At 64.8% G+C, this 15,996-nt stretch carries 13 protein-coding genes and 1 tRNA gene; 4 read left to right on the forward strand and 10 right to left on the reverse strand.

Annotation, left to right across the window (positions count from 1 at the left end; translation table 11 throughout):
- Positions 1–129: 129 nt before the first annotated feature.
- The 4 genes from DEJ05_RS08305 to DEJ05_RS08320 all read right to left on the reverse strand — a co-directional run bounded on the left by DEJ05_RS08305 (position 130) and on the right by DEJ05_RS08320 (position 5,298).
- Entirely contained in the window at positions 130–936 is an 807-nt protein-coding gene (locus DEJ05_RS08305) for an isocitrate lyase/phosphoenolpyruvate mutase family protein (RefSeq protein ID WP_111110211.1), read from the reverse strand.
- Between the two features lie 194 nt (positions 937–1,130).
- Positions 1,131–2,207 carry a hypothetical protein gene (locus DEJ05_RS08310; protein WP_111110212.1) on the reverse strand — a complete coding sequence of 359 codons (1,077 nt, stop codon included), beginning with the start codon at positions 2,205–2,207 and terminating at the stop codon, positions 1,131–1,133.
- 829 nt (positions 2,208–3,036) lie between these two features.
- On the reverse strand, positions 3,037–4,356 hold the full coding sequence (locus DEJ05_RS08315; protein ID WP_111110213.1) for a competence protein CoiA family protein: 1,320 nt from the start codon (positions 4,354–4,356) through the stop codon (positions 3,037–3,039).
- A gap of 78 nt (positions 4,357–4,434) precedes the next feature.
- Complete coding sequence (locus DEJ05_RS08320) at positions 4,435–5,298, reverse strand: hypothetical protein (RefSeq protein WP_111110214.1); 864 nt, start codon at positions 5,296–5,298, stop codon at positions 4,435–4,437.
- 491 nt (positions 5,299–5,789) lie between these two features.
- On the opposite strand from DEJ05_RS08320, the gene DEJ05_RS08325 reads away from it, so the two are divergent.
- Complete coding sequence (locus tag DEJ05_RS08325) at positions 5,790–6,932, forward strand: YaaC family protein (protein ID WP_111110215.1); 1,143 nt, start codon at positions 5,790–5,792, stop codon at positions 6,930–6,932.
- Positions 6,933–7,061: 129 nt separating this feature from the next.
- Here the strand turns inward: DEJ05_RS08325 and DEJ05_RS08330 are convergent, their stop codons facing one another.
- The 3 genes from DEJ05_RS08330 to DEJ05_RS08340 form a co-directional block, all read right to left on the reverse strand.
- On the reverse strand, positions 7,062–7,262 hold the full coding sequence (locus tag DEJ05_RS08330) for a hypothetical protein (protein WP_111110216.1): 201 nt from the start codon (positions 7,260–7,262) through the stop codon (positions 7,062–7,064).
- A 269-nt stretch (positions 7,263–7,531) separates the two neighbouring features.
- Positions 7,532–10,564: a TrlF family AAA-like ATPase gene (locus DEJ05_RS08335; protein ID WP_111110217.1), complete on the reverse strand. Its 3,033-nt coding sequence runs from the start codon at positions 10,562–10,564 to the stop codon at positions 7,532–7,534.
- Positions 10,565–11,062: 498 nt separating this feature from the next.
- A tRNA-Ser gene (locus DEJ05_RS08340) sits at positions 11,063–11,152 on the reverse strand.
- 143 nt (positions 11,153–11,295) lie between these two features.
- Between DEJ05_RS08340 and DEJ05_RS08345 the strand changes: the two genes are divergently transcribed.
- The gene (locus DEJ05_RS08345; protein ID WP_111028716.1) at positions 11,296–12,303 is read left to right on the forward strand and encodes an SGNH/GDSL hydrolase family protein; all 1,008 of its coding nucleotides are present in this window, start codon (positions 11,296–11,298) and stop codon (positions 12,301–12,303) included.
- A gap of 10 nt (positions 12,304–12,313) precedes the next feature.
- Entirely contained in the window at positions 12,314–13,675 is a 1,362-nt protein-coding gene (gene radA / locus DEJ05_RS08350; RefSeq protein WP_027467076.1) for a DNA repair protein RadA, read from the forward strand.
- 4 nt (positions 13,676–13,679) lie between these two features.
- Here radA and DEJ05_RS08355 read toward each other — a convergent pair whose 3' ends face one another.
- Positions 13,680–14,063 carry an SseB family protein gene (locus DEJ05_RS08355; protein WP_017887661.1) on the reverse strand — a complete coding sequence of 128 codons (384 nt, stop codon included), beginning with the start codon at positions 14,061–14,063 and terminating at the stop codon, positions 13,680–13,682.
- Between the two features lie 280 nt (positions 14,064–14,343).
- Between DEJ05_RS08355 and DEJ05_RS08360 the strand changes: the two genes are divergently transcribed.
- A complete protein-coding gene (locus DEJ05_RS08360) occupies positions 14,344–14,553 on the forward strand; it encodes a cold-shock protein (RefSeq protein WP_017887662.1) in 210 nt (69 codons plus the stop codon).
- 110 nt (positions 14,554–14,663) lie between these two features.
- Here the strand turns inward: DEJ05_RS08360 and DEJ05_RS08365 are convergent, their stop codons facing one another.
- Positions 14,664–15,365: a hypothetical protein gene (locus DEJ05_RS08365; RefSeq protein ID WP_111110218.1), complete on the reverse strand. Its 702-nt coding sequence runs from the start codon at positions 15,363–15,365 to the stop codon at positions 14,664–14,666.
- A gap of 64 nt (positions 15,366–15,429) precedes the next feature.
- Entirely contained in the window at positions 15,430–15,972 is a 543-nt protein-coding gene (locus DEJ05_RS08370) for an amino-acid N-acetyltransferase (RefSeq protein WP_071245253.1), read from the reverse strand.
- Positions 15,973–15,996 lie beyond the last annotated feature (24 nt).

Consider the following 15,996-nt stretch of genomic DNA (forward strand, 5'->3'; position numbering starts at 1 on the left):
GGCCCGTCTTCCCCAACGCCTACGGCGTCTCACTGACCGATCCGCCACCGGAACGGGCGCGCCGCCGACGCCTGGGACGTCGGCGGCGCAATCTTTGGGGTGGTGCTCGAGTACGCCTGACTTGATCCGTCAGAACAAGGAGTTCAGCTCGCCGTAGTCGACGGACTGCGCCAGGGACTTATACGTGCCGGTGGCCAGCAGCTCAGCCGCAGCTCGTCGAGCAGTCTCGTATGCCGCCTGCGCCACACCCGAGCCGAGACTCACCCGCGCCACTCCGAGTCCGGCGAGCTGCGCGATGTTCGGGGAACCAGGCCCGGCCATCACGTTCAGCGGCCCGTCAATTGCTTCCGCCAGCGCCCTGATCGCCTTGACGTCGGTGACTCCGGGAACGAAGACACCGTCTGCTCCTGCTTCGAGGTAGCGGTTCCCGCGGTCGATAGTCTCCGATAAAAGGTGCTCCGGGTTGACCAGACCGGCGAGGTACACGTCCGTTCGGGCGTTGACGAATATCTGCAGCCCGGCACGGTCGGCTGCGCGTCGGGCAGCCCCGATGCGCTCCGCCAGCTCGGACGGGCGCAAGGAGCCATCCTCGATGTTGATACCAACCGCACCGGCTCCGAGCACGGCGTGGACCGTTCGCTCTACGCCGGCTGCGTCGTCGGCGTACCCGGCTTCGATGTCCGCGGTGACCGGCACCCTCACTGCGGCGGTGATCCGAGCGAGAGTCGCAGCGGCCGCATCGCGCCCGAGCGCATTGCCGTCGGCGTGACCGAGCGACCAAGCGATCCCCGCGCTGGTGGTGGCGATCGCTGCCGCACCCGCGCTTTCCACGAGTCGGGCGCTTGCTACGTCCCAAGCGTTGGCAAGGAGGAGCGGCTGGGCGGGCTTGAAATGGAGGGCACGGAAGGCGTCGGCCTGAGTAGTTCTGTTGATCACCTCCTCAGTTGAGCCGAGCCACGGGCCTACTTCTGGTGGTAATCGGACGAGGCGGGACGGTGGCCGAGCAGTCTCGATAGCCGATCTTGCCGCGGACGGTCGTGATGGCCTCCTCCTGCATCGGGGTCAGATACCGCCGGCCCTCGAGAGACCGAAAGGTTGACGGGTCCGTCGTCGCCGGTTGTTGTCTGAGATCATGCGGACACTGCCGTCGCCTGTGATGCTTCCGTCGACTTCTGCGGCTCAACCGCGAGCCACTCGTTGATGATTCGCGCCGTCTTCGTGCAGAGGTCGTCGAGCTCGTCGAGACGGTGCGGTTTCGACTTCACGCCGAGAGCCCAGCCGTCCCCATCGGTGTAGCCCTTGACGAGCCAGCGCTCGTTGTCGAGGTGTTCTCTCGCGACTGCGAGTTTGTTGTCGCGCGGCGGGTTCGGCGAAGTCTTGCGTTCGTCCTCGGAGCGCTGCGTCGCGGGGTACCGGCTGACGGACAGGTCCGCGAGGCGATCGTCAGTCAGCACCTCTTTGCGCAGGGTCTTGAGGTGCTGAGCCCAGATCGGTGTCGTGGTTCCACCGTCGGCGGGGAAGTCTTCCTCGTCCGGGCTTGTACGGATCTGGATGCCGAGGCTGTATTCGAGGCGCAGTTTGTTGGGATCGGTCGGCAGGCCCTGCCCGATGACCTGGATCTGACCACGGATCTCTCGTCCGGACGCGAGATCCGGCGAGTGAAACTCGATCGACGGATTTCCGTTGCCGTTCCGCTTCACCTCCACGAGCCATCCGGGATCAGTCAGGTAGCGGCGGAAATTGGCGCCCGTCAACAGCCTTTCAACTCGTCGCTTCGTCAGTGGCATGTCGCCGATGTCTGCCTGAGTGAGCCGCGAATCGCGGAACGTTCCGAGGACGTCTGCCCATGCCACGACGTGCAGGTCGGGGAACTCCGGGGCGTCGGTTACCTCCGGGAGTACCACGACCAAGTGCCCGCCGCCGTGCCCCTCGAGCGCTTGCAGTTCCTTGTCGACCTGGCCCTTCGTGAGCTCGTGGTCGAACTTGGACTCGATGCCCAGGATCGTCGAGTCGTTCCCTTTGGCGAAGGTCAGGATGAGGTCGATGTCCCCGATGCCTTCGCACCGCACCGACGCGAAATCGCCAAGGGTCCCGATGCTTAGGTCGAGCGTCTCCTCCATCAGCCTTGTGAACGCCACCGGATCGTGCCGGATCTCCGCTGCGAGTGCCCGGTTCGCCATGGTCTCGGTCGTGTAGATGACGCTCATCGGTCGTTTCCCCTCCTCGTCGAAACGAGCGACGTCCCCCGCCCCCGCTGCCACAATCCTGTGGCGGCGACAGTCAAGCAGATCGTTGAGATCACGGGAAGCTTGAGCCTCCGTCCGCACTATGTGGCGCAGTCGCCAAGTCGCTTCCCTGCGCCGCGGATTTTGCCTTCTTCGCGCGCACACCTACAGCAGACCAGGTCAGGTCGACACCGACATCGTCCGAGCCACATTGAGCGCGTTGTCGACCTCTGCAGCCGGCTTGCCAGCACGCCAGTTGGTGATCGCGCCCGCGAACACTCCCCATGCGGTGCTCATGTTGTCACCATGAGCTTGCGCGATCTCGTTCCACGCTTCGAGAAGCCGGGCGATCGTCGGAAGCTTGTTGTTCGGCTCCTCAGCAGGTCGTCGCGCTCGAGCACCTCGGCGGCGCCGGCGAAAGGTCGGCGAACGGGCCGCCACCCGGATCAGAGCCGGTCACCACGGACGCGTACGAGCCCGCCGCGTCCGAGGTCTGCAGCGCCTCCACAATCTCGTCGACCTCGTCGGGTGCGCGGACGGTGAATGCCGTGACCCGCGCACCGGGGCAGCCTCGGCCTCGTCATCCGAGAGCGGCACGCGCACCTCGATGCCCCAGCGGTCGACGTCGAGCGACGGGTAGCCGTCGCCGACCTTATCCGCGATGGTGGTGTGCACCAGGCGCAGGCGCAGGCGCAGGCGCAGGCGCAGGCGCAGGCGACGGTCCCACGCATCGTGCACCGCACGAACGAGGGCTGAGGGGTCTGGTGCGTCGGAGCTCACGAGGCCACCGCACTCAGCGGTGCAGGTCAGCTCACCACCACGCACCATTGAAGTGCGGCGTGAAGATGGGGAAGCCGTCAGCACCACGGCCGTCGAAGAGGAACCCTTCGTCGTCAAGATCGTGGAGCCAGCGACCGATGGTCTTGTACGTGCCCCGCCCCAGGCGGATGCGCCGCCTGTAGAGCGTGTCGGCGACGTCCTTCACGCCGAACTGAACGTCGATCCGCCCGGCGATGTGGAAGAAGTATGCGACGCACTTCCACTGTTCGATCTCGCCCGACCGACCGAGATCGCGTGGTCTGCGACCGTTGAGGAACTGCTCGATGAGCGGCACCGCAGGGTGCGAGGCGCCCCACGGAGCAGCGACCTGCAGCGCAGCGCGGATCGCCTCGATTTGAGCCTCGCGCCGTTTGCGACCACGTTCCCATTGCGCGGTCTGCTGCACGCGCCGGGCCTCTTCTCGGAGACGCTCTCGTTCGAGCCGTTCGGCATACAGCCGGCGCTGCTGCTCGTTGTAGGCCGGCAGCCCGCGCGCGTTGTCGAGCAGCTTCACGATTCGATCGGACGTCAGCGTGGGACGTCCGAGGCGGAAATCGTCCAGTGGGTACACCTCGAGGACGGCGCCGTCCGCACTACCAAGCACGGGAACGTCCGGCGGGAACGTCTCAGCGCCGTTATCCGCAGAGAACGACGACAAGTAGGAGACCGCCAGCGCGAGCTGCCGAGTCTCAGGGTTGATGAAGAGCAATGGAACGTCCGTCGCCGCGACGGCGGCAAGGGCGGGGTTCGACTGGAGCCGGCCTGCGTTGTCGAGCTTGAGCTGCTTCCGGGTGTGGCCGAAGAGCCACACGTCTCGGACGCCGCGGGCGCGGTAGCGCTCGTGTCGGTCGTTCCAGGCGTCGGCGGTGAGCGGCGAGTACTGCACCTCGAAGGCGACTCGCTCACCTGTCGGATGCGTGATGAGCACGTCGGCCCGGCTCTCGCCCTCCGGGCTGGTGTACTCCTCGCGTTTGACGTGGCACTTCGGGTACTTCAGCCGGAGCCACGCTTCGATCAAGGCGCAGCCCTGCGAGTGGAACAGCGACTCGGGCCCGTGTCCGCCGGACGAGGACAGATGGCGCAGGTGGTCGCGCTTGACAGTGCTGTGGACGGTCGTGAGCTGCGCGTCGCAGCCGGGAACCGGACAGGTCACATTCGCCACGACGTGATCGTGCTGCTCGGTGGCCTGGTCCTCTTCGAGGTAGAACAGTCCGCCGGTGATCCGATCGAGGCCCCACAGGAAGCGAGGGTCGCCGTCGGTCTGGAACGCGGCGAGCAGTGCCGCGTGGTCGAATGCGAAGGACTGCTCCACAGCAGCTCACCGTAGCCGGAAGCTTGGACATCGTCAGGTTCCCACAAAGGGGGAGACCCTTTCTCCGCCCGGCACCCGTTACTCCCTCGTCGTCGTCTCCTCAGGTGCCGCCGCAGTGTCCTGCGCCATCAGCTGCTTGATCACGCCGTCGAGCTCGATCATGATCGACTCCCACTGCGCCGGAACGCAGCCGGGCGGGAGGATCGGCAGCGGGCACCGCTGCAACGTGTGTACGGCGACGTCGGCGACGCCGAGCACGAAGCCAACCTGGTTGATGAGCTCCTGGCGTGGTAGCCGGAGCTCGTTGTCGACCACGAGCTGGCCCAGGCCGGGAACGCCGCCGTGCGCGATCGCCGACAGTGTCGAGTACGGCACCTTCGGGTCGAGCTGTGGCCACTTCTCCTTCGAGATGTCTTGGAGGGCTCGCGAGACTGACCAGTCGAGACCGGGGACCTGGAGCTCGTCGATAACTGCCTGGGTCGCGTGGAGGTATTCCGGCTGGGTCAGCGTCGGTCGGCCAGGCTTTCTCGAACGAAAGCACGCCTGCTTCCCGGAGTCGTGGATGTCCTTCCGGAGAACGTGCAGCGATCGCGCTTGCACCGAGTCGGCGTTCTCTCCGACGGTGATCCAGTGCAGCCTCCCGAAGTTCTCCATCGCTCCGCGCGCGACCGTCGCGGTCGACGGCCCGATGGTCGGGTCCGTGATCACCATGCTCATCGTCCGAGCGTGGTCGGCGACAGCCTTCAGGCTCAAGCCGACGATCTGAGAGGGCATCTGGATCGGGTCGACCGGATCATTCCCCGGCCCGCGCGGGCTCTGACAGGCTCGGTCCAAGCGACGAGCGCCACGCTCGATGCCCCGCCACACCGTGCGCGCCAGTCGGCGCAGCTCCTCGTCAGTGACCGATGACATCGCGGGGGCATCAACCTCGTGGTCGTTCACAAGACAGATCGTAGGGTGTCGCGCCGCTACACCTGGGTCAGTTGCGGCTTCCTCGACGAACAACGAGCGGACACTACTCACGCTCGAAACTGCCGAGTCACTTACCGGTCCTGATAGTGAGGGCTGACGTCGCGAGTGACCGTTCGCCGTTGCGCTGAAAGCGAGGCAGGTTGGCACGCGCGTCGTCGGCCTAGGACGCCCACCAGTGGTCCCCCTGCCACCGGACGCGGAAGGGACTAGGGAAGCTGGACAGGTCTCGATCACGTTCGTCCTTGACGGTTCCGACCGGTCTTCTCCTTGGTCGGTTAGTCGGGGGCCCGGCTAGGCGCCTGCTGGGTGTCCCGTCGGGCCTGATGCGCTCGTTCGTCGTGGGTCTCGTTATCGCGCAGTTCGTCTCGTCGGCGATCGACGCGGTGACCGGCCCGGCCGGTCTCTCCGACCAGATGAATACGGGCTAGCGCATCGGGCGACAATCAGGCCATGCTGAATCCATGACGTTGCCTCCCGAGCGTGCTGGATCGGCGCTGCTGGTCAAGGAGCGAGAACTTCCCTTCTCGTTCTTCCCAATGACCCGGACGAGCCGACGGTGGGGGCTTCACTCGATGCTTTACGCAGCCGAGCCGTGGGCCGTCATCACGGGCGCTATCCGCGACGCCGCAGACACGCGGCCGCTGACCGATGTGGAAGCCAGGAGTGCGCTTTCTTTCGTTAGGCAGGCCAGGGAGTACTTCAACGCGGCGGAGAGAGCGGGTGCGCTCGAAACACGGCCTCTCCTTTACTACTACTCGTTCTTGAACCTCGGTAAAGCGATCGCCATTGCGAGGGGCCGTCCGAACATGGTTGGTAAAGTGACCCATGGCGTCGCTGCGGATAGCAGTTTCGGATACTTGCCCACGACCGCACAGCTGCAACTTCAGACGTCTGGTGCGCGGAGCCCGAGTGCGATCGCCGAGCTGCACCTCGCTCTAGAGGGCACGGCCATGGTCGGGCGCAACGTTCGTATAGCCGATCTGATGCCGCAGTCGGTCGTGGGGCACCGTATGTGGCGAGCGGCTACTGGAATGCTCCGGAAGGAGCGTTTCTTCGCGCTCGATGAGATTCGCTGGCTCGAGGACGAAGCTGCACATCAGATCTGGCTGAAGCTGTACCTGCGACGTGACACCCTTCAGTCGTTCGCTCGGCCTGTTGCGGAGACACTCCGTGAGTCGGGCCTTGATCCGACCTTTCGCGCCGTCAACGATCCGGACGCAAGAGCGCGAGGGCTTCACACCTTCGAGCAGGTCACTCCGACTAGCTACTCCAGCGGACGGGCGGCCGACGTCGTCATGGACAGTGTGGCGACGGTGCGTGGCGACATCTGGCAAACAGTTACAGCAACCTCGCCGTTCAGGCGATTCTATCTGTACCTGTCGCCCAGCAACGAGGTCCGCCTTCCCCAATGGATGACTGTCTACACGCTTCTGTTCTGGTTGGGCAGCCTTACGCGATACCAGCCGGTGGAGTTGCTGGACAATCTTGCCGGTCCGTACGGCCCATTTTTCGAAGAGTTCATTGAGACGCAGCCAGCTCAGTTGCTCTACTTTCTCGCATCGGAAGCACGGCAGCAAGACGTCTCAAAGCCCGCTCTCGTGTGACCACAAAGGGTCGTCGAGGAGAGTGCTGATCGAATTCGACCGCCCGAATCCTCGCGATCCCAGCGCCGGACGAGTGAGCCCCGTCGGGCTTAAATCAACGATCCGCCGATTTTGTACCGCCGGCGAGAACTAGGTGTACGCCAGTAGCCGGACAAGGTCGCCGTACCTAGCCTCCGAGGCCGGCGCCTCGATCTGCCGATGCGTCAGGAACACCTCGTCGGGGATCGGCTTCTTCCTGACTGTGAGGCCGCGCGCAGGGTTCTTCACCACACGGTGCTCCTCGACGGCTTCATCGAAAATGCCAGCAAGCAGGTCTCGTGCCCTCGCCACCGAGGTGTGCGAGAGCGAATGCCCGAGTTCGTTCAGCCACGTTTGGACGTCTCGCCGATAGGGGGTGAACTCGAGCAGTCACGGGGTCTCCTCGCTCTGCCGCAGCCTCTAGGCCCTCCGCGACGCGTGAGACGCCACTCCCTAGACGAAACAGCCGACCACCCAAAAAGGCGGCCGGCTGTTCTCGTTCGCGCCGGTACGGCGCTCTCATGTCCTTCGCCTGCGCGCTCTACCACTGCCACCATCCGGCTCGCGCATCATCGAGGAAACTACTTTGACTTGTTCAGAAGCGGAAATGCCTCGTACTTGTGGCGGCGGTTGTCGAACGCTGGCTTTGTGCCCTCGAGGATGTCGACTGCCGACTTGGCAACGTCCAATTCCGATATACATCCGCTAGTCACATTGAACACGCCGTCGGCGACCGTTGCGTGAACAATCTGATCCGCGTCTCCCACGACCGCCAGATTTGCATTATGCGTCACGATGATGGTTTGCCGGCGCGCGGATGCTTCGCGGATTGCAGGAACGAGAAGCGTCGCTATGGTTGCATTGTCGAGATTCTCTTCAGGTTGATCCAGCAAAAGAGGCGTTGTGCGACGGTCCACAATTAGATAAAACAGAGCCAGCACGAGCCCCCGCTGCCCAGGAGACAACTGCGCCAGCGGGAGACCATCGCCGATCAATCCGAAACGCACTTCTAGCCAAGACAGGTCAAGGAGTGCGACCAGGAAGTCGGGTAGCGAGGTGCCGGCGCGAAGCCCCGCGCCTGCATGCCTGGCCGCTCCGTCCTCAGCGCCACGGTCCGTGCTGAGGCGTCGCATTATGCCCACAAGTTCGTCCGAGATGTCGTCCCAGTTCATGGCGGACACTCGCTGCGGTAACTCTCCGATCCACGAGCCGAGATCCGGGTTGCGCCTCCCATCGAGACCAGCACCCAGCCGTTGGATTGCTGACGTGAACTCTAATGCGGCACGGAATTCTAGGCCGGCCCTCTGCACCACCCGAGAGTCCGCGATGAACCTAGAGGCAGGCGCGTACAAGTCGAGCACTGCTCCGAGCTCGGAGAGGAGAGCATTGTGGATATCCCCACTCAAGGAGAGAAGACGACCTTGGCATTCCTGCAACTTCTCGGGCGCGGACTTCGCTTTTTCCAAGAGAGCCTCGAGAAACACGAACGAGCCGTGCTGATCGACGCTTCCGCGGATCACTCGGACGCGTTCCTCCCCTTGCAGCACTCGCTGACGAGCTAACTCTCGCGTACTGTCGACCGAAGCCAACGAGTTGGCCAGTTCGTTCAACCTCAGATTGGCGGCATCAAGCTGCTGCTGCAGACCCGCATTGTTCGAACTGGCTGACGCAATGCGCGTCCGCTGCGAAGTCCGCCATCTTTCGACCCAATCTTCGTTAACGCTTATCGAGACCAAGTCTTCACCCTGCACCTGCTCATCAGAGGAAAGCAGCGAACGCGCCTCTTCATTCAAAGTCAACGCGGCGAGTCTGAGATCGTCAGCTTGCCGAACGAGCCTATCCGCATCGCCAAGTTGCCGCGTAATTGAACCAATCGACAATTGATTCTGAGCTATGTCATTCATCAGCCCTTGACGACCGGCCGCAAGTTCCTCAGATTCACGGCGAAGCGCTCCAACCGTCTGATCGTTTCCACTCGCCGCATCGAACTCAGCGAGAACCTGACGGTCAGCAGCGAGAGCCTCTTCAGCCGTCTCCATATCCAGGAGTTTGAGCTTGATACGTCCCTCGATCTCGGTCGGGACGTTAGCAGCGATGAAATCTGACCAGTCGGAGAATGTCACGGCCTCATGGCGAAGCTCTGCGCGAAGCTTGGCGACTCGTTCACGAGCGGCGGTGGTCTTCCTGGCAATCAGCCCCTCGAAAGAAGTTTCCCCCGTCTTTTCCTGCTCTGGGATGTGGGTGAACAACACATCTCGCAACTCATTCTCAAAGACGTGGCTTTCCAGAGATAGGGGGTCGGTCGTACACACCTTCTCAACGTACCTCTGAGGCAAGTATTCAACGAGCACCGGAGCCGCCGGGTCGTGTCTTGCAGTGAGGCTGACAGTGCGTTCGTTGGCGGTCCGCCAAGCAATCGTAGAGGTATACTCCTTCGCCGCTTTGTTACTGGCCGTGAGGAAGCGGTTTGGAGTCAAAAATGCGAACTCAGTGTTGCGCGATGAGTTGCCAGCTAGCGCAATGCAGTCGAGGAGTGCCGACTTGCCTTGACCCTTGTTGCCCACAATGGCGACGAAGCCACTATTCAATGGCAGGTTGTAGTTGAACGATCGGAACTTCGTGGAATCGCTAGATTTGATTGTGATCGAATCAACGTATTCCTCGGGCGCCTTCCGCACACGGTCCAATGCGGGTGGCTGCAGTCCCACGAAGACACGGTTCTCGAATTCGTCAATTGCATGAATGAGGCCGGCGAAGGTGGGAGTCGTGTTCATCCAGGTTGAGCAAGCCCCGAGGCGATCTTTATCTGTCGCGTCGGCCCAGGTGTGCGCGTCACTGCAGTCTAACAACCGATGATTGACGCTTTGAGCCTTGAGCTTTTCAACCTGCGTCGCCCAGTCACTTGGATCTTCGAAGGCAGTGAATAAAAACTTGGCAGTCGAGATGATGTTACGTTTCGAGGCGACCGCCTGCTTCCACTTGATTGCATTCCACTCGGTTCTCCCTAGCCCGACGAGAGCCTTCCCCTTCAAGAACGAGGAGTCGAGAACTTCCAGAACGGAATCGAGAGACAGATTGAGCTGATTGAAGCCCTCCTCGAGATCGCTATGGTACTTGTGCAGTTCGGCCGCAGGAACAGTTTCCTTCATCTGGCGGCCAAGTTCCGCTAACGAATCTCGCGTTACTGCCCCCTTCCAATCCGCTCCTTCCGTTGCGTCTGTCAGCGAGAAGTGTCCGTGAAGCCTATTGAGGAACTGCTGCTGAATAACTTCAGGATCTAGCTCAGGATCGAAGATGACGTGCAGGTTGGCTCGTGTCAGCTTGCTTTCGGTACCGCCGAATTGATCAATGCGCATCTCCAAGACAGGGAATATTGCGTCGAGATTCTGAAGCCGACCAGACAGTTTCGCGTCGCGTACGCGGTTGTAACCGTCAAGGAACCAGTAGTCGTTCAGGCCGATGACCCGTATATCTTTCGGGAGCGCCTCTAAAGCGTCAATGTAACGCGCCCAAGTGTCCTCATCGTCGGCTCCGTAGTTCTGAACGATCGAACTGGGACTGTGGACGTGCAAGTCCCAGATGCCCCAGTCGGCTCCACGGTTGCGCTCTGTCATGGGGAAGATCCTAACGACAAATGCTCATCGCCTGAGGACAAGATAAGTTCGGGCGATGACCGGTGGTGAAGGTGACGCGAGCGTTGGCGGGGCGGGCATGGGATCAGTCGGCACAGCACGCGCTGATCCCGGACGGCATCTCGCCGCGCCTTTGGCCCACTTCGGCGCCTCGGGCGCCGATGGCTGAGAGCAAAAAATTCTGGGAGCCTTCCCGAGCCGTCGCCACACACCTGACCGCTGATCTAGATCTTGCGCAGCGCGACGCAGTGGACAGGTCGATTCGGCGCGCTGCGGGCGCAAAGGTGCCAAGCCCCGAACCTGCCCCCGCTTGCGCAGCGCACGGATCCGATTTCAACGAGGGCTCGGACGAGGTGCGTGTGTCCATGCGCCAGGGCAAGCGTCGCGCGGCGCGCAACGTCTTGGAAGAAATCCGCACCAAGAACGCACCACGAGCACTCCTAGAAACAAGAAAACCCCCGCGTGAACGGGGGTTTTCTGTGGCGGTACCGGTGGGATTTGAACCCACGGTGGAGTTGCCCCCACACATGTTTTCGAGACATGATCCTTCGGCCGCTCGGACACGGTACCGGGAAAGAGTTTACACGATCCGGGAGGCCCGTGATGACACCCCGGGCCGGGTCGCCCTCCACAGGGGGTCACCTGCAGGGCTCTCCCCACACCCACAGGTCCTCCTCGTCTCCGGCAAGACCGGCGGGCGTACCGTCCACGGCATGAGATCCCGCACGCTCATCGCACTCCTCACCTCCGTCGTCGGCAGCCTCGGCGTCGTCGGTGCCGCAGCCGTCGGTGCCCGCGCCGGCGTGAAGGGCCAACGGGCAGCGGCGCAACGGGTCGTCGACATGCTCCCGATCCACGCCGACTGGTGGCGCGAACGACAGCAGCACGAGGGGCAGCTGCTCTACGTGGCGATCGGTGACTCGGCGGCACAGGGCGTCGGTGCAACCGCACCCGGGCGCGGCTACGTGGGGCTGCTCGCACGGCGCATCCGGCACCGCTCGCACATGTCCGTGCGGGTGGTGAACCTCAGCGTCTCCGGTTCGACCACGTGGGGCGCGAAGCGTGACCAGCTGCCGAAGCTCCGGCACTACGCGCCCGACGTCTGCACGGTGTCGATCGGGGCGAACGACATCGCCGACTTCGATCCGGACAAGTTCGAGCGGAACATCCGGGCGATCTACGGCGCGGTGCCCTCGCACGCCGTGGTGGCCGAGCTGCCGTGCATGTTCGTGCCGGACCGGGAGCGCAAGGTGGCGGTGGCGAACGAGATCGTGCACCGGGTGGCCGACGAGTTCGGGCTGACCGTGGCGCCGCTGCACACCATCACGAAGCGCGTCGGGGTCCGCCGCACCTTCTTCAACAGCTACGGCGACCTGTTCCACCCGAACGACCGCGGCTACGAGGTCTGGGCGAGCGCCTTCGAGCCCGCGGTCGACGCGCGCGTCGACACCGTGGCGGCGATCCGGCACTACCTGTCCGTGCGCGAGGCCGAGAACCTCGGTCGCGAAGCCGGGGCGGTGGCGAACGCCCGCGCCGAGCAGGACACCGACGGTGCCGAGGCACTCGACCACGCCTCGCGCCAGGGTCCGGGGCCGGTCGAGCGCCTGCGCCACCGGATGACCGGTTCGATCGCAGTGCCCGACGAACGAGACCGGTCGGACGAACCAAGCGGACCAGACGAGCCGGACGATCGCGCCGGTGATGTCGGCCGTACGGCCTAGCCTCGACGACATGGCGCGCCCGCAGTCCCTCTACCGTTGCACCGAGTGCGGCTGGACCAGCATCAAGTGGGTCGGCCGGTGCGGTGAGTGCCAGACCTGGGGCACCGTCGAGGACAGCTCTGCGGCGTCGGCGAGCACCCGCGGCACGTCAGCGGTCGCCGTCACCGGCGCCCGGGCCGCGCGACCGATCACCGAAGCCCGCGGCACCTCGGTGCAGCGCTGGCAGACCGGCATTGGCGAGTTCGACCGCGTCCTCGGCGGCGGCGTGGTGCCGGGTGCCGCGGTCCTGCTGAGCGGCGAGCCCGGCGTCGGCAAGTCGACCCTGTTGCTCGAGGTCGCCTCCCGAGCCGCAGCCTCGGGCAAGCGCGTCCTCTACGTCAGCGCCGAAGAGTCCGTCGACCAGGTCCGACTCCGTGCCGAACGCACCGGGGCGATGCACGACGACCTGTACCTGGCGAGCGAGGTCGACCTCGGCGTGATCATCGGCCAGATCGACCAGGTCCAGCCCGACCTGCTCATCGCCGACTCCGTGCAGACCATCTCGTCGAGCTCGATCGACGGCATCGCGGGCGGCACGTCCCAGGTGCGCGAGGTCGCCTCGACCCTGATCCGCATCGCGAAGGACCGCGCCCTGCCCGTCCTCATCGTCGGCCACGTCACGAAGGACGGCACGATCGCCGGCCCGCGGCTCCTGGAGCACCTGGTCGACGTCGTCTGCCACTTCGAGGGCGACCGGCAGACGGCACTGCGCTTCGTCCGGGCGCTCAAGAACCGCTTCGGCCCCACCGACGAGGTCGGGTGCTTCGACATGGGCGGCGACGGCATCCACGAGGTCCCCGACCCGAGCGGCCTCTTCATGTCGAAGAACGCCACCCCGGTGTCCGGCACCTGCGTCACCGTCGCACTCGAGGGGCGTCGGGCGCTGCCGGTCGAGGTGCAGGCGCTCATCGTCCCGAGTTCGGCGCCACAGCCACGCCGGGTCGTGAACGGTGTCGATGCCTCCCGTGTGGCGATGCTGCTCGCGGTGCTCGAACGCCGCGCCGGCCTCAAGCTGTCCGACGCCGACGTCTACGTGTCCACGGTGGGCGGCATGAAGCTCACGGAGCCCGGCGCCGACCTGGCGATCGCGCTGGCCCTCGCGAGCGCCGCACGAGACCGTCCGTACCCGCACACGCTGGCGGCCGTCGGCGAGATCAGCCTCGCCGGCGAGATCCGTCCGGCCACGGGCACGAAGCAGCGCGTGAACGAGGCCACCCGCCTCGGGTTCACGACCGTGCTCGGCTCGGACTCCGGGCACCTGCGCGAAGCCCTGCGTGTGGCGTTCTCGATGACGCAGTCCCCGCGCGAACGCGAGCTCGACCGCGCGTTCTGAGCGGCTACGCGCGCAAAGCGGCCAGCAGGTCCGCCGGCGCGGCCTGCATCGTGTGCGGGCCGGCGATGTCGAAGAACACGCCCTCGAGCATGTCGAGGTGGGCGGCCAGGAACTCCTCGAGCCGCGGCCCGTCGTAGACCATGACCTGCCGGATCTTCTCGTCCGGCACCATCGCCGTGTAGGCGTCCGCCGACGAGAACAGCAGCAGGATGCGCTTGTCCGACCCCTCACGGCCGAACACCCGCACCTGCATGTCCTTCTTGCCGGTGACGAGCCGGGGGACGATCACGATGTCGTGGCGGAGCGCGAACGCCACCGCAGCGACGTCCTGCTTCGCGAGGGCTTCCTCGAGTTGTTCGCTCCGGAAGCGCTGTTCCTTGTCTGCCATCAGCTCAATTCCACCAGATTTTCGTCGTTCCGTGACGCACGGGTAGCCAGTCGGCCCAGAGCACGCTAGCCTGATGGAACCGCTTCGGCGGCGCTCAACGTCCGGGCGAGGTGGTTTGCCCCTCAACCCGGGCCCCAGGGTCACTGGCCGACAGGCCTGGCCCCGAACCCGTCCCGCCGGCACCTGCCCGCGTGGCGCATCACCCCCGTCGACGTACGTCGGGGTCTCCGTCGGTGCATCTGCACCTTGGCGGAAGCAAGAAAGCTAAGGAAACGCCATCATGGCATCTACCGGTACCGTCAAGTGGTTCAACAACGAAAAGGGCTTCGGCTTCATCGCCCCGGACGACGGCAGCGCTGACGTCTTCGCGCACTTCTCTGCGATTGCTGGCAACGGCTACAAGTCGCTCGAGGAGAACCAGAAGGTGGAGTTCGACATCACCGAGGGCCGCAAGGGCCCGCAGGCGGAGAACATCACCGTCCTCGGCTGATCACATCAGCTTGAACAGGCCCCGTCGTCTTCGGACGACGGGGCCTGTTGCTGTTCCCGGCGCCCTGCTCGGCACAGGCCAGCCGGAACCGCGAACCGCGCACCCGCCGCCTACTGCAGGATGAACTGCACCGAGGTCTTCGACTCGAGGTTCCCGACGGCGACCTGCAGGTGGTAGCTCGCGCCTCCCGCGGTGACCGCCGGCCGTGACGAGTCGCACGTCGAAGTGGACGAGCGGGTGCGGTCCCAGGCGATCGCCGGGGTCGTGAGCGTCTGACCCGACCTGATCGTGACGTCCTGGTTCGTGCCGCCGGTCTGGCAGTCCTTCGACGACCAGTACTGCTCCTGGCCGGAGCTGATCGTCAGCACCTGCTGCGCCGATCCGAGGTCCAGGTGGCAGGAGTTCGTGCCGGAGTTCTTGATCGACATCGCGATCTTCGGGTCCTCGGTGGGGCCGTAGGCCGACTTGTCGAGCACCGGGGTCAGGACGATCTGGTCCTTCGTGCAGGTCGAGCCGTCCGCGGCAGCGGGCTTCGTCGCAGCAGCCGAGGCGGAAGCCGCCGGCTTCGGCGCCGCAGACCGCGAGGACCCGGAACCGGAACCGGCAGACCCGGCAGACGACGCACCGGCACCAGACCCGGCACCAGCAGAGGCCGACGCACTCGGCGCCGCCGACGTGGCCCCGCTCCCCCGCCCGACGACGATGAGCACCACGACCAGGACGACGACCAGCAGCGCCGCGAGCACGAGCGCCCGGCGGCGCCAGTAGACGACCGGCTTCTCGGGCCCGACGGGGTGACGCAACGACGACATGCGCACAGGGTAGACAACGGCGCGGGCCGCACACGGCCACCCCGCCGGGCGGCACGAGAAAGCGTCAGAGGTTCTTCAGCATGCGGGTGTTGCCGAGGGTGTTCGGCTTGACCCGGGCGAGGTCGAGGAACTCCGCGACCCCTTCGTCCGACGAGCGGACCAGTTCGGCGTAGACGTCCGGTGACACGACGCTCTCGCCGATCTCCAGGTACCCGTGCTTCGCGAAGAAGTCGACCTCGAAGGTCAGGCAGAAGATCCGGGCGACGCCGAGTTCGCGGGCGTCGTGCTCGAGCGCTTCGAGCATCCGGTGCCCGACGCGCTTGTGGATCCACTGCTCGTCGAGGGCGAGCGTGCGCACCTCGGCGATGTCGTCCCAGAAGACGGCGAGCGCGCCACACCCGATCGGGGTGCCGTCGGGCCCTTCGGCGATCCGGAACTGCTGGATCGAGCCGTACAGGGCGACGTTCTCCTTGCCGAGCAGGATGCGCCGGTCGACGTAGGGGGCGATGAGCCGCTGGATGTGCGGGACGTCCGAGGCGAGCGCCGGACGCACGAGGATCCCGTGGTCGTCGCGCTCGTGGAACGCGTGCTTGCCGTGCTCTGTCATCCGCCTCACACTACTGCGCAGCGA

This window comes from Curtobacterium sp. MCLR17_045, assembly GCF_003234405.1.
In the GTDB taxonomy this organism is placed as follows: domain Bacteria; phylum Actinomycetota; class Actinomycetes; order Actinomycetales; family Microbacteriaceae; genus Curtobacterium; species Curtobacterium flaccumfaciens.